This is a genomic window from Yersinia sp. FDAARGOS_228 (assembly GCF_002073315.2).
Classification (GTDB): domain Bacteria; phylum Pseudomonadota; class Gammaproteobacteria; order Enterobacterales; family Enterobacteriaceae; genus Yersinia; species Yersinia intermedia.
This window is the reverse complement of record NZ_CP020409.2, coordinates 2,621,785-2,637,035: the sequence shown is the minus strand read 5'-3', so window position 1 is coordinate 2,637,035 and position 15,251 is coordinate 2,621,785. Positions and strand designations below refer to the sequence as shown.

Below are 15,251 nucleotides of genomic sequence, written 5' to 3'. Positions count from 1 at the left end.
CATCTGACAGAACGGTGGTTACGCATTTTTAACCGTTTTTCTGAGCTTCCAGCTCTTCCCAACGACTGAACGCAACGTCTAACGCCTGTTCAGCGTCAGCTAATGCTTTCAAGACCTGTTGTGTCTCTTCATGTGGGCGGGAGAAGAAATCTGCATGACTGACCTGAGCCTGTAATCCACCGATTTCATTTTCCAGTTTTTCTAGCTGTTGCGGTAACTGATCCAACTCGCGCTGCAAGTTATAGCTCAACTTACCTGGGCGCTTAGCGGCTGGAGCATTACTCTTAACCGGTGCTGCAGCTTTGGTTTCTTCAACTTTAGCCGCCACCTGACGAATAGGCTTTGCCTCAGCGCGTTGTTGATGCGCGTCATAATAGCCGCCAACAAAGCTATTGATCTGGCCATTACCTTCAAAGATCCAGCATTCAGTCACTGAGTTATCAACAAATTGGCGGTCATGGCTTACCAGCAGCACTGTGCCCTGATAGCTATCAACCATCTCTTCCAGCAACTCCAGTGTTTCCACATCTAAGTCGTTGGTCGGTTCATCGAGGATCAACAAGTTGCTAGGTTTCAGGAATAATTTAGCCAATAACAGGCGGTTACGCTCACCACCGGACAACGCTTTCACCGGTGTCATCGCACGTTTAGGGTGGAACAGGAAGTCTTGCAGGTAGCCCAGTACGTGGCGCGAACGGCCATTTACCATCACTTCTTGCTTACCTTCTGCCAGGTTATCCATTACCGTACGTTCGGGATCAAGTTCTGCGCGATGCTGGTCAAAATAAGCCACTTCCAACTTGGTACCACAATGCACTTTGCCGCTGTCCGCTTTAAGCTGACCGAGCATCAGTTTCAGTAATGTCGTTTTACCGCAACCATTCGGGCCCACCAGCGCGATTTTATCGCCACGCTGTACTTGTGCGGTAAAATCTTTCACTAACACTTTGCCATCAATCTGATAGTTAACATTCTCCAGATCAAAGACAATTTTGCCTGAACGCACGGTCTCTTCGACTTGCATCTTGGCTGTGCCCATTACTTCACGGCGTTCTGAACGCTCCATGCGCAGCGCTTTCAGGGCGCGCACACGGCCCTCATTGCGGGTGCGACGCGCTTTGATGCCTTGGCGGATCCACACTTCTTCTTGTGCCAATTTGCGGTCAAACTCAGCGTTTTGCAGTTCTTCAACCCGCAGTGCTTCTTCTTTGCTGGCAAGATACAGTTCGTAATTACCCGGCCATGACACTAATTTGCCACGATCAAGGTCGACAATACGGGTCGCCATCGCGCGGATAAAGGAACGGTCATGGGAGATAAATACAATGCTGCCCTGGAATTCTTTCAGGAAGCCTTCCAGCCAATTAATGGTTTCGATATCCAAATGGTTGGTCGGTTCATCCAGCAGCAGCACTTTCGGCGAACTTACCAGCGCACGGCCTAATGCCGCTTTACGCAACCAACCACCTGACAGTGATGAAAGTTCGGCATCAGCAGACAAACCAAGCTGAACCAGCACTTCCTGAATGCGGCTATCTAACTGCCACAAGCCCTGATGGTCTAGGATCTCCTGCAATGCCGCCAGACGGTTGAGGTTCTTCTCACTTGGGTCTAACTCAACCTGATGCAAGGTTGCGTGGTAGGCTTTTAAATGTTCGGCCTGTTCCTGCACCCCTTCCGCCACAAAATCAAATACGGTACCGGCCACATTGCGTGGTGGGTCTTGTTGCAGACGCGCCACAATCAAATCTTGCTCATAAATGATGCGGCCATCATCCAGTGCGACTTCTTTGCTCAAAATTTTCAATAAGGTGGATTTACCTGCGCCATTACGGCCCACCAGACAAACGCGCTCGTTTGCCTCAATATGCAATTCAGTATTATCCAATAAAGGTGCATCGCTGAAGGACAACCAGGCACCGGACATGCTAATTAACGACATAGTTTCTACTTTTCCTCGTGGCCGTGGGTGACCAGCCAACAGTTGTGGATTTGACGATTACGGGCAAAGTCTTCTGATTGTGTCTGAGCTGTTATCTCTTTCGCTTCCAGCCCTAACGCCTTTATCCCGTCCAAATCCATCTGGAAACCGCGCTTATTGTTCGAGAACATGATTGTTCCCTTACGGCGCAATAACCGTTTAAGTTCTTTCATCAGCACTAAGTGATCGCGCTGAACATCAAAGGTGGTCTCCATACGCTTGGAGTTGGAGAAAGTCGGCGGATCAATAAAGATCACATCGAACTGCTCATCGGTGTTACTGAGCCATGAAAGGCAATCAGCCTGAATCAAGCGGTGTTGTTGGCCGGTTAAGCCATTCACTCGCAGGTTCTTCTCAGCCCATTCCAGATAGGTACGCGACATATCAACCGTCGTGGTACTGCGCGCGCCACCTAATCCGGCATGAACACTGGCGGTACCGGTATAGGCAAACAAGTTAAGGAAGTCTTTACCCTGGCTCATTTTGCCCAGCATTTGGCGGGCAATGCGATGATCAAGGAACAGACCGGTATCGAGGTAATCAGTTAGGTTAACCCATAGCTTGGCGTTATATTCACTTACCAGCAGGAATTCACCTTTCTGTGCCAGCTTTTCGTATTGGTTTTTGCCCTTCTGACGCTCACGGGTTTTTAATACCAATTGATTTGATGGGAGCTCCAGTACCGCAAGGGTGGCGTTAATCACATCAAATAAGCGCTGACGGGCCTTTTGCGCATCAATCGTTTTCGGCGGCGCATATTCCTGCACCACCACTTTACTGCCGTAACGGTCAACGGCCACATTATAATCAGGCAAATCGGCATCATACAGACGGTAGCATTCGATACCCTGCTGTTTGGCCCATTTATCCAGCTTTTTCACGTTTTTACGCAGGCGGTTGGCATAATCTTCTGCCACCTGAACACCCGCCGCACCCTGTGGATTCGCCGCCAACTGATAGTTTTTCTGCACGCAATCCAGCGGGCCATTTTTCGCTTTAAATTCACGTTCTGCCCGCAGTTGCAGACAACTCAGCAATTCCGGCGACGCACTGAACAGCGATAAACGCCAGCCACCAAACGCTGATTTCATGATACGGCCCAGCATATTATGCAATGCAATCAATGCCGGTTCACTTTCCAAGCGCTCACCGTAAGGTGGGTTACTGATAACTGTGCCTACCGGCCCTTCTGGCAATGGGTTGACTAACTTACTGACATCATGGGCATTGAAGGTAATCAACTCCGATACACCAGCACGGCGAGCATTGGCTCGCGCCATTTCGATAACTCGTCTGTCGATATCTGACCCAAAGAAGCGGGAGGTGGTTTCCTGCAAACCATTGCGGGCACGCACTTGCGCCTCGCTGGTCAATTCACGCCATAGCACTTCGTTGAAGGCACTCCAGGCGGTAAAGCCCCAATGAGTGCGATGCAAACCTGGAGCGCGATCAGAGGCCATCATCGCCGCTTCAATCAGCAATGTACCGGAACCACACATCGGATCGACCATCGGTGTACCTGACTGCCAGCCTGAGCGCTGGATAATTGCCGCTGCCAGGTTTTCTTTCAGGGGAGCCTGACCGGTCAGATCACGGTAACCACGCTGATGCAGCCCTTCACCACTGAGATCCAATGCCACACTGGCCATATCTCGTTGCAGGAAAACATTCACCCGAATATCCGGCTGCTGCTTGGCAACCGTTGGGCGCTGATCCAACTTGCGGGTAAAGCTATCAACAATGGCATCTTTTACTTTCAATGCACCGTACTGGCTGTTGCGGATTTCATCATTCACGCCGCTAAAGTGCACGGCAAAGGTTTTATCCACACCAAAGATTGACGGCCAGTCGATCGCCTGCACCCCGAGGTACAAGTCTAAATCGCTGTAAACTTTAAATTCGTTAAGCGGTAACAAGATGCGCGAAGCCAGGCGGCTCCACAGCAGGCTTTGGTACATGAGTCGATCGTCACCCTGAAAATGTACCCCACCCTGCACTATTTTACAGTCGTGAGCGCCCAGCGCTTCGAGTTCGCTTTTTAACAGTTCTTCCAGTCCACGCGCCGTGCTGGCAAACAGAGAGTTCATATCGCACTATCACCAAAAAGAAAATTGTTGCGCATTATAGCTAATCCCAGCAGCTTGTCATAAAGTTGCTCCTTCTTATTTAATACTCGCACGGAGGCAATGGTGATTACCCTCTCCCGACTCTACGTTCATCCGGTGAAATCCATGCGCGGCTTGCAGCTTTCTCATGCTCAAGTTAGCAGCAGTGGGTTGGCCTTTGACCGCGTATTTATGATTACCGAACCGGATGGCACTTTTATTACTGCGCGCCAAAATCCGAAGATGGTGCTGTTCACCCCGGCATTAATGCCCGACGGTTTATATCTCACTGCGCCCGATGGCGAGAGTGCCAGTATCCGCTTTAATGATTTTTTAGCCAATGCTGAACCAACAGAAGTATGGGGGAATCATTTTACGGCGCTAATTGCCCCCGAAACCATCAACAACTGGCTTAGTGGTTATTTTCAGCGTGAAGTGCAATTACGCTGGCTTGGCGCGCAATTAACCCGCCGGGTGAAGCCGATGCCAGAGATTCCACTGTCCTTTGCTGATGGCTTCCCTTATCTGCTCATTAACGAAGCATCATTTAAAGAACTTCAGCAGCGTTGCCCCGGCAGTATTAAATTAGAACAGTTTCGCCCGAATTTAGTCGTGACGGGCGCCAGTGCGTTTGCCGAAGACAGTTGGCAGGTTATTCGCGTTGGAGATATCACCTTTGATTTAGTTAAGCCATGCAGCCGTTGTGTATTAACCACTGTCAGCGTTGAGCGCGGGCGGAAACACCCTGCCGGTGAGCCATTACGCACACTACAGACATTCCGAACGGCGGAGAATGGCGATATCGATTTTGGCCAGAATATGGTGGCCAGGAACAGCGGTATCATTCGAATAGGTGATGAAGTAGAAATCCTGTCAACGAAACCACCACGTCCATACGGCGCAGGGGCCATCGTTGAAAGTCTGGCGGCACCACTCGATCAATCCAAAGCGGTATCGATTGAATATAACGGCATTCGCTTTAATGGCAATAATCAACAGGTGTTGTTGGAACAATTGGAACAGCAGAATATCCGCATCCCTTATTCGTGTAGGGCTGGGATATGCGGCAGTTGCAGAATTACGTTAGTCAATGGTGACGTTGCACCTTTAAAACAGAGTGCCATTGGCAACGACGGAACTATTCTTTGTTGTAGCTGTATTCCCAAAGGGGATATTACCCTCAGCGGTAAATAAGATAATCCCGATAATCTTACTCTCTGCACGCAGCTAACAACCTTACTGCGGTATGAAAGGGAATTATACCGCTCTGTCGAAAGCTGGGGCGGTATAAACCTCTGCGATGATAAGTGGTAACAAACGGTCATTCATTATCTTAATGGCATCGCCTAATACCATCTGCCGCCCAGCTAATAAGACTTGCGATTGTGCTAATAAACACAAACTGGCCGAGTCGCCAGACTCAACCACTAACAAACGCACATCCTCTCCGCTATCCAATACTTTCACTAACGCCAACTCACCGTTTTTTGGCATCAGTGCTTTAGAATGCTGTACAAAATGCCAACTTTTGGGCATTAACGGTTTTAGAAAACGAAATGCGACCAATGCATTTAACACCAATTCAGAACGCTGTTCATGGCTTAGTTTAATTTGGCGGCACTGATCTTCAAATTCAAAATAAAGCGCGGCATCGTCTACACAAAATGCGGATTCATCGAAAGCATCTGGAGTTAACATTTTAGACGGGAAACGCGAACGAAATATCATACCATTAGCTAAATCCAACATCAGTCGGTCGTGTTCGGTATCAAAATACCAACGCCATTTATCATCTGGTTTAATTCGCATATTTTTCCTTCCCGTCATGCTGCTAACATCATTGACTCAATAACTGAGTTCTTTGCCCATCAACTGGGACTAATTTCATATATACGCAACATACTTCAAGCAGCATGCGCGTTAGCGACTCTAGTTACTCAGCCCATCCATGGAGCTCGCCTTTACGAGATCAGTGTAAGCCGCTTTCAAATCGGTTCACGACCAATTTGTTATTCGATTACCACCTACCTGCAACTCGAATTATTTAGGGTATAGGGCTTTCGCTGTATATTTAATCTACCGGAGTAAAATATAGACGAGCCGGAGGAAGAAATAAACCCCCCGGCCAGTAATGAAGTTAAATAATTAGATATGAGTGATGATATTCTTAATCAAACCAGGCCCACGGAAGATAAACCCAGAATAAATTTGAATCAGTGAAGCACCCGCTGCCATTTTTTCCCGAGCGGCAGTAACCGAATCAATTCCACCTACACCAATAATTGGCAGACGCCCTTGCAGCTCTTGGGATAAGCGACGAATGACTTCCGTGCTGCGCAATTGTAATGGTCTACCACTTAAACCACCGGCTTGTTCGCAATAATTTAATCCCTGAATGAGGGAACGATCTAGCGTTGTATTAGTGGCAATAACACCATCTATATTATGGCGAACCAAACTATCGGCTATTTGGATCAATTCTTCCTCGGTAAGATCCGGCGCGATCTTCACTGCCACAGGAACATATTTATGATGACGCTGATGCAATTCAGTTTGTTTATTTTTAATTGCCGCTAACAAGTCATCTAATGCTTCGCCATACTGCAAAGATCGTAACCCCGGAGTATTGGGTGAGGAGATATTAATCGCAATATATCCGGCATAAGGATAAATTTTATCCATACAAATCAAGTAATCTTCTTTACCTTGCTCTACCGGAGTGTCTTTATTTTTACCGATATTAATACCTAAGATACCGCCAAAATGTGATTTTTTGACATTTTCAATTAAGTTATCAACCCCGTGATTATTAAATCCCATCCGGTTGATCAAACCTTCAGCCTCAACGATCCTAAACAATCTTGGCTTATCGTTACCTGACTGTGGCCGGGGGGTCACCGTACCCACTTCGATAAAACCAAACCCCATTGCGCCCAGAGCATCAATACACTCACCGTCTTTATCCAGACCCGCCGCCAAACCTAATGGATTTTTAAATGACAGGCCCATGCAACTCACCGGTTTGGTTGGTACCGACTGGCGCACTAGGAATTCGAGCGGTGTACCGGTAACACGCTTTAACTGGCGGAAGGTGAATTCATGGGCACGTTCTGGATCAAGCTGAAATAGTGCTTTTTTGACGAGTGGGTAGTACATGTGATCTCCTGACCGGCTTGCAACCTATGGATAGACGCGGGAATGGTAAATTTATCTATCAGGAAAGTAAACGATTGCTCAGTAAAGCCACGCAAAGAATCTCTTTGTTTAACTATGTTGATAGCAAGGTGTTAACTAATTGTAGATTAAGGGTGTTGTAGGTTAAGGACATTATAGGCCAAGGACGATAAAAAGAGGGCATCACTGCCCTCTGTGGTATGAAACTAACATAAGCAAACAGCAGCGTTATTAGCTGATTGAGCCGCTATGCCGCCAGTGCTTTTGTTATCTTCTCGTATAAATCACCGGACAGATTATCTAGCGTTTTCAGTTGCTCCAGCGCCTGACGCATCAAAGCCTGACGGCCCGCATCATAACGTTTCAAGCGAATCAACGGCTCGATTAAGCGTGCCGCAACCTGCGGATTACGAGTATTCAAGTCACTGAGAATTTCCACCAGGAATTGATAACCGCTACCATCGCTGGCATGGAATGCTGCCGGATTACCTGAAGCAAAACTACCAACCAACGAACGAGTCCGATTAGGATTGCTCAAGCTAAACGCCGGATGCTTAAGCAAAGCCCGCACCTGTGTCAGAACATCAGCCGCCGGGCTGGTCGCTTGCAGTGCAAACCATTTATCCATAACCAAACCATCATGATTCCAACGTACATCGAAGGCAGCAAGCAACTCATCACGGCAAGGTAACTGTGCGGCTACTGCCGCCGCCAGTGCAGCCAGCGAATCAGTCATATTATCCGCCTGGTGGTATTGTGACGAGACCAGCTTATTAGCAAACTCTTCATCAGCAAAAGCCAGATAGTTCAGGCAGGTATTACGCAATGCACGCTTGGCAATATCACTGTGTTCAATACGGTACACAGGAGTCATATTCGCAACATATACAGCTAACAATTCATCAGACAATGACTGAGCCAAGCAACGTGTAATAGCCTCATGAACCGCACTGATCGCTAGCGGATCAATAGTCGTAAACAACTCTGCTATTTCATTTTCTGACGGTAAGGTCAAGATCTGTGCTGCCAGAGCCGGATCAAGATGTTCATCAAGCAATACTGCTCGGAAAGCATCTGCAACGTGAGTCGGCAAACTCAGTGGCTGTTTCTGCTGGTACTTGGCGACATTCAGTTTGATATAGGTTGCCAACAAACTCTGTGCCGCATCCCAACGAGAGAATTCATTACGTGCATGCTGCATCAGGAACGTGAGTTGCTGATCGCTGTAGGTATAATCCAATTTGACCGGTGCAGAGAATTCACGCAGCAAAGAGGGGATTGGCGGATGTTCAACATTATCAAAGGTAAATGTCTGCTCAGACTCTGTCACATTCAGGATATGATGAACTGGCAAGCCATTTTTCTGTAGTGCAATCACATTACCTTTACTGTCATATAGCTCAATATCCAATGGAATATGCAATGGCAGTTTTTCAGGCTGGTCAGCGGTAGGTGCGGTTTTCTGGCTAATGTGCAGATGGTATTGCTGCTTTTCAGCATCATAGTCATCACGGACGGTCAGAATAGGGGTACCCGATTGGCTATACCAGCGGCGGAACAAAGAGAGATCGACATTCGATGCATCTTCCATTGCCTGTACAAAATCGTCGCACGTTGCTGCACTGCCATCATGGCGTTCAAAATAGAGTTGCATACCGGCCTGAAATTGTTGTTCACCCAGCAGGGTATGCATCATACGGATAACTTCAGAACCCTTCTCATACACGGTAAGTGTGTAAAAGTTGTTCATCTCAATAACTTTGTCTGGCCGAATCGCATGGGCCATTGGGCTGGCATCTTCGGCAAACTGTGCGGCACGCATTACACGCACATTCTCGATTCGATTAACTGAACGTGAACCTAAATCAGAGCTGAACTCTTGATCACGGAATACCGTCAAGCCTTCTTTCAGGCTTAACTGGAACCAATCACGGCACGTGACTCGATTACCTGTCCAGTTATGGAAATATTCGTGTCCGATAACCGCTTCAATATTCAGATAATCTTTATCTGTTGCTGTTTCAGCTTTTGCCAGAACATATTTTGAGTTAAATACATTCAGGCCTTTATTTTCCATCGCGCCCATATTGAAGAAATCAACCGCGACAATCATATAGATGTCGAGATCGTATTCCAGGCCAAAACGGGTCTCATCCCATTTCATGGAATTTTTCAGCGACGTCATTGCCCAATCTGCGCGGTCTAAATTACCCCGGTCAACAAAAAGCTCTAATGCAACTTCTCGCCCGGAGCGGGTAATGAATTTATCGCGCAAGACATCAAAATCACCGGCAACCAGTGCAAACAGATAGCAAGGCTTAGGGAATGGGTCTTGCCATTTTACCCAATGACGGCCATCTTCCAGTGTGCCCTGCCCCACAGGATTGCCATTAGACAATAAATAAGGATAACGAGACTTGTCCGCCACGATGCGAGTCGTAAAACGAGCCAAGACATCAGGACGGTCTAGATAATAAGTAATATGGCGGAAACCTTCGGCTTCACACTGGGTGCACAATGCGTCACCGGAAAGATACAGTCCCTCAAGCGCACTGTTGGTCGCAGGATGAATATCATTGACGATTGTCAGTGTGAAATGTGCGGGTAATTGCTCAATAACCAGCGCGTTATCCTGTAGATGATAATGAGGCCATTCTTGCCCATCAACACTGATACTGATTAGCGTGAGATCCTCACCATTTAGCATCAACGGCGTCACATCCGCTACCTGGCGTTTTACTTTACTGACCGCCGTTACCGTCGTTTTTTGCGCATCCAGTGCGAAGTCCAAATCAATATCGGTAATGGTGTAGTCCGGCGATTTATAATCGTGACGGTATTTAGCTTGCGGCTGTTGTGTCATAGGAACCCTTTTGACGTCATCAGTGAATATGATTATCAGGTCTGTATTAATAGTCGTTAAGGGCTGGAATGACTGCTATCAGGACAATGTTACCAGCCAGTTAGCCCCAGACTCAGATAGGTTTTCAATGTATCACAATTGTAAAAAAAACCTAGGCAAGAGCCGCTACTAATACGGCAAATAAAGCATTGAATGATCTTTTTTCGAGCCGTCTCGCAAGACCACAATTTATTACATTCAGCCTGAAACCAAAAAATTTGGTTGATGTTAGCCAGGAGAAAAACGCGTTGGATACTCAATGCTATTTAGAATATGTGCACTGCTATTGCCGATATTCTATTCAGATCAATAACCCTATATATTTTAATACAATTTCCCCTGTATTATCTAAATAGCTAAAAAACTAGCCTTAATTGGATTAATCGTTTCACAAAGCACCCTTTTCATCGCTGATGGCACGTTTAATCCTAGACCTCTGGTTAGAATTTATGGTGTGATGAAGCTTCAATAACAGGATAATACCGGTATACTCCTGCAACTTTAGATTACACCGACTGTGGAAAGTAATCCTACGAGGATGCTGTATAGCGCCATGACCCGAGACGCCTCACCGATTTTGACTTCACTGCTTGATACGGATGCTTATAAGCTTCATATGCAGCAAGCTGTGTTCCATCGCTATCGCCATATTACCGTTGCCGCTGAATTCCGCTGCCGTGGTGATGAGTTGCTGGGCGAATATGCCGATGAAATCCGTCATCAAATAGCGTTAATGAAACAATTGGCGTTAACCGATGACGAGTTTATCTACCTCTCGGGGTTACCCTTCTTCCAGGATGATTATCTCAATTGGCTACGGGGTTTTCGTTTTAACCCTGAGCAGGTCACCGTATCCAATAATGACGGTAAATTAGATATTCGGATTGCCGGTTTGTGGTGTGAAACGATTTTATGGGAAGTCCCTTTGCTGGCAGTGATCAGTGAAATCGTTCATCGTCGCCGTTCTGTTCATGTCACAACGGCCGAGGCCATCAAGCAACTGCGCAGCAAACTTAAGCAGTTTAAGACACTCAGCGCGGACATCGATATTAGCCATTTCAAATTAATGGATTTTGGCACCCGTCGTCGTTTTTCACGCGATATACAGCATGCTATTGTCAGCAGCTTAAAAGATGAGTTCCCCTACATTGTCGGTACCAGCAACTACGATTTAGCACGGAAACTGGCATTAGCGCCGGTAGGCACTCAAGCCCACGAATGGTTCCAGGCTCATCAGCAGATAAGCCCGATACTGGCCAATAGTCAGCGCGTGGCGCTACAAGTCTGGTTAGATGAGTACCCGAATCAACTTGGCATCGCATTGACTGACTGTATTACCATGGATGCTTTTTTGCGCGATTTTGATCAGACATTCGCCAATCGCTATCAAGGATTGCGCCATGACTCAGGTGACCCAGTTGAATGGGGTGAAAAAGCTATTGCCCATTATGAAAAACTGGGTATTGACCCAATGAGTAAAACATTGGTGTTTTCAGATAATTTAGATCTGGAAAAAGCGTTGTCACTCTATCGCCATTTCTATCAACGAATTAAATTGGTGTTCGGTATCGGTACCCGTTTAACCTGCGATATTCCCGGCGTTAAACCGCTTAATATTGTTATTAAGCTGGTTGAATGCAATAACAAGCCGGTTGCAAAACTCTCAGATAGCCCAGGTAAAACCATTTGCCATGACCCGGCTTTTGTTGATGAGTTACGCGAAGCATTCGCCCTGCCGTTAGTTAAAAAGGCCAGTTAGTGAAGACTCATTAGTAAAGACCAAAGTAATGAGGGTTCGTCAGGGCATTAATACAGCCTGACGACCCGCTTTACTTAGCCGTTTACCCTCGCACCACTCCCCCAATTAAACCCAACCCTGATTTGTGCCGCCTTTATTAAGGATAACGACAGAAATGTTGCACTGATCTGGTGATTTCTACTTGTGTCCTGCACTGCCGCAAGTAACATAGCAATATCCCCATTCGCTTGGGTTGTTAACTATTTCTATATCAAAACTATTAAAGAGAGAAATCTATGAGCGTAGTGCCTGTAGTCGACGTACTGCAAGGCCGTGCTGCGGTTGACAGTGAAGTCACCGTACGCGGTTGGGTGCGTACCCGGAGAGATTCTAAAGCGGGTATCTCCTTCGTTGCCGTTTATGACGGTTCCTGCTTTGACCCGTTACAGGCCGTCGTGAATAATACTTTGCCTAATTATCAGGATGAAGTGCTGCATCTGACTACCGGTTGCTCAGTCGAAGTTACCGGTACGGTGGTAGCATCACCAGGTGAAGGCCAGAGCTTTGAAATTCAGGCAACCGCAATCAAAGTGGTCGGCTGGGTTGATGACCCAGATACCTATCCGATGGCGGCAAAACGTCACAGCATAGAATACTTGCGCGAAGTGGCCCACTTGCGCCCACGCACTAACCTGATTGGTGCGGTTGCCCGTGTTCGCCACACCTTGGCACAGGCCATTCACCGTTTCTTCGATGAAAACGGCTACTTCTGGGTTTCTACCCCACTGATCACTGCTTCAGATACTGAAGGTGCCGGTGAAATGTTCCGTGTATCAACGCTGGATCTGGAGAACTTGCCACGTACAGATACCGGTGCTGTTGATTTCAGCGAGGATTTCTTCGGTAAAGAAGCATTCTTGACTGTGTCCGGTCAGCTAAATGGGGAAACCTACGCCAGTGCATTGTCAAAAGTTTACACTTTCGGCCCCACTTTCCGAGCAGAGAACTCCAATACTAGCCGCCATTTGGCAGAGTTCTGGATGGTTGAACCTGAAGTCGCGTTTGCTTCTTTAGATGATGTCGCCGCGTTAGCCGAGAAAATGCTGAAGTACGTTTTTCAGGCGGTGCTCAATGAACGTGCTGATGACATGAAGTTCTTTGCTGAGCGGGTTGATAAAGATGCCGTAGATCGCTTGCAGCGTTTTGTCACTTCTGATTTTGCTCAGGTTGACTACACCGATGCTATCGAGATCTTACTGGCATCGGGCCAGAAATTTGAAAATGACGTGTCATGGGGCATAGATTTGTCTTCTGAACATGAGCGTTATTTGGCTGAGAAACACTTTAAGGCGCCCGTGGTAGTTAAAAATTACCCGAAAGACATTAAAGCTTTCTATATGCGAATGAACGAAGACGGCAAAACCGTTGCAGCGATGGATGTACTGGCACCCGGTATTGGTGAAATCATCGGTGGTTCCCAACGTGAAGAGCGTTTAGATGTGTTGGACGCGCGGTTGGCAGAGATGGGCCTCAATAAAGAAGATTATTGGTGGTATCGTGATCTGCGTCGCTACGGCACTGTACCACATTCAGGTTTTGGCCTTGGATTTGAGCGTTTGATCTCCTATGTGACTGGGGTTCAAAACGTTCGGGATGTTATCCCGTTCCCTCGCACACCGAGAAATGCCAGTTTCTAAATTCGTCATCTAAAAAAATTGTCTATTTGTATAAATAAAAGCCAGCTCTGCTGGCTTTTGTCATTTTTTAAAGTTCGATCTAAGTCACAAAGTTCCCTAAAATTTACATCTTGTAACACATAGTATCTCAATGAAACACATTCAGGCAATTGGTAGCATTTTCGGTGTGGATTATAAGGTCTGTGAATGGAACACTGCGTTCAGACACAGACGACACCAAACTCTCAACAATAGTTCCAAAAAAATTATTGGCGGCAGTGGCAGGTGTCCGAATAACACCAATGAGGGTAATAATAATGATGAAGCGCAATATTCTTGCAGTAGTAATCCCAGCATTGTTAGTAGCTGGCGCAGCTAATGCAGCAGAAATTTACAACAAAGACGGCAACAAACTTGATCTGTACGGTAAAGTTGATGCGCGTCACCAGTTCTCTGACAACGCTGGCCAAAACGGCGACGAAACTTATGTTCGTTTCGGCTTCAAAGGTGAAACCCAAATTACTAGCCAACTGACCGGTTACGGCCAGTGGGAATATAACGTTCAAGCGAACCACGCTGAATCTCAAGGCGACAAAGGTAACAAAACTCGTCTGGGCTTCGCTGGTCTGAAGTTTGATCAGTTCGGTTCATTGGACTACGGCCGTAACTACGGCGTAATCTACGACGTTAACGCATGGACCGACATGCTGCCAGTGTTCGGTGGCGACTCTCTGTCTAACTCCGATAACTTCATGACTGGCCGTTCTACTGGTCTGGCAACTTACCGTAACACCAACTTCTTCGGTCTGGTTGATGGCCTGAACTTTGCCCTGCAATATCAAGGCAAAAATGAAGATGGTCGTAGCAATTACGACCCAGCAACCCAAACTGGTACAGCTAACCTGAAAGACCAGAATGGCGACGGTGTTGGTGTTTCTACCACTTATGATTTAGGTAATGGTATCCACTTCGGTGCTGGTTACTCTTCTTCTAACCGTACTGATGCTCAGAAAACCATCTCTAGCGCTCAAGGCAACGTCGCGCAGACTTGGAACGTTGGTGCTAAATACGACGCTAACAACGTATACTTGGCTGTAATGTATGCTGAAGCACTGAACACCACTCCATACGGTGATGTTTCAAACACTATTGCTAACAAAGCACAAGACATCGAAGTTACTGCTCAGTATCAATTCGATTTCGGCCTGCGTCCGTCCCTGGGCTACGTCCAGTCTAAAGGTAAGGACCTGAACGGCGCTGGTACTAATGCTAACGGCGAAGATCATGACCTGGTGAAATATGTTTCTGTAGGTTCATACTACGCGTTCAACAAAAACATGACCGCTTATGTTGATTACAAAATCAACTTGCTGGATGAAGATAAATTCACCCGTGCAAATGGCCTGAACACTGATGACGTTGTTGGTCTTGGCTTGGTATACCAGTTCTAAGTTAAACTTAATCACGCAGTTTATCTGCTGACATAAGTTGAAAAAAAGACAGGGCTTCGGCTCTGTCTTTTTGTTTTTATCCTTAGCTAATAAAGGGATATTACGCTGCCGAATGCGCTATTTTGCCGATTTTTCACCCTGAACTCCCTCGTCTCACAACATTCATTTCTTTTTATCGCAAACGGTTGGCAAAGGCCGCAACTGGCGCTACCCTGATGGTTCTG

Annotated in this window: 9 protein-coding genes; 4 read left to right on the top strand and 5 right to left on the bottom strand. The window is 46.9% G+C overall.

All coding sequences use genetic code 11. From position 1 onward, the window contains the following. Positions 1-28 precede the first annotated feature (28 nt). On the bottom strand, positions 29-1,942 hold the full coding sequence (locus A6J67_RS12055; protein ID WP_032906154.1) for an ABC transporter ATP-binding protein: 1,914 nt from the start codon (positions 1,940-1,942) through the stop codon (positions 29-31). Between the two features lie 5 nt (positions 1,943-1,947). Beyond that, complete coding sequence (rlmKL, locus tag A6J67_RS12050) at positions 1,948-4,068, bottom strand: bifunctional 23S rRNA (guanine(2069)-N(7))-methyltransferase RlmK/23S rRNA (guanine(2445)-N(2))-methyltransferase RlmL (protein ID WP_032906155.1); 2,121 nt, start codon at positions 4,066-4,068, stop codon at positions 1,948-1,950. Positions 4,069-4,167: 99 nt separating this feature from the next. Between rlmKL and A6J67_RS12045 the strand changes: the two genes are divergently transcribed. After that, positions 4,168-5,280, top strand: coding sequence for a YcbX family protein (locus A6J67_RS12045; protein WP_072088731.1), 1,113 nt, complete (start codon positions 4,168-4,170; stop codon positions 5,278-5,280). 63 nt (positions 5,281-5,343) lie between these two features. On the opposite strand, the gene A6J67_RS12040 is transcribed toward A6J67_RS12045, so the two are convergent. The 3 genes from A6J67_RS12040 to pepN form a co-directional block, all read right to left on the bottom strand. Then, positions 5,344-5,895 carry a cell division protein ZapC gene (locus tag A6J67_RS12040; protein WP_005184625.1) on the bottom strand — a complete coding sequence of 184 codons (552 nt, stop codon included), beginning with the start codon at positions 5,893-5,895 and terminating at the stop codon, positions 5,344-5,346. A gap of 336 nt (positions 5,896-6,231) precedes the next feature. Further along, positions 6,232-7,242: a quinone-dependent dihydroorotate dehydrogenase gene (gene pyrD, locus A6J67_RS12030; protein WP_005184626.1), complete on the bottom strand. Its 1,011-nt coding sequence runs from the start codon at positions 7,240-7,242 to the stop codon at positions 6,232-6,234. Positions 7,243-7,507: 265 nt separating this feature from the next. After that, the gene (gene pepN / locus A6J67_RS12025) at positions 7,508-10,123 is read right to left on the bottom strand and encodes an aminopeptidase N (protein ID WP_050297098.1); all 2,616 of its coding nucleotides are present in this window, start codon (positions 10,121-10,123) and stop codon (positions 7,508-7,510) included. A 592-nt stretch (positions 10,124-10,715) separates the two neighbouring features. Here pepN and pncB point away from each other — a divergent pair. From pncB to ompF, 3 genes are all read left to right on the top strand, one after another. Continuing rightward, the gene (gene pncB / locus A6J67_RS12015; protein ID WP_042570000.1) at positions 10,716-11,921 is read left to right on the top strand and encodes a nicotinate phosphoribosyltransferase; all 1,206 of its coding nucleotides are present in this window, start codon (positions 10,716-10,718) and stop codon (positions 11,919-11,921) included. A gap of 275 nt (positions 11,922-12,196) precedes the next feature. Beyond that, positions 12,197-13,597 (top strand): asparagine--tRNA ligase, encoded by a 1,401-nt coding sequence (asnS, locus tag A6J67_RS12010; protein ID WP_005184633.1) that lies wholly within the window; start codon positions 12,197-12,199, stop codon positions 13,595-13,597. 299 nt (positions 13,598-13,896) lie between these two features. Further along, on the top strand, positions 13,897-15,027 hold the full coding sequence (gene ompF, locus A6J67_RS12005) for a porin OmpF (RefSeq protein WP_172668571.1): 1,131 nt from the start codon (positions 13,897-13,899) through the stop codon (positions 15,025-15,027). Positions 15,028-15,251: the final 224 nt, after the last annotated feature.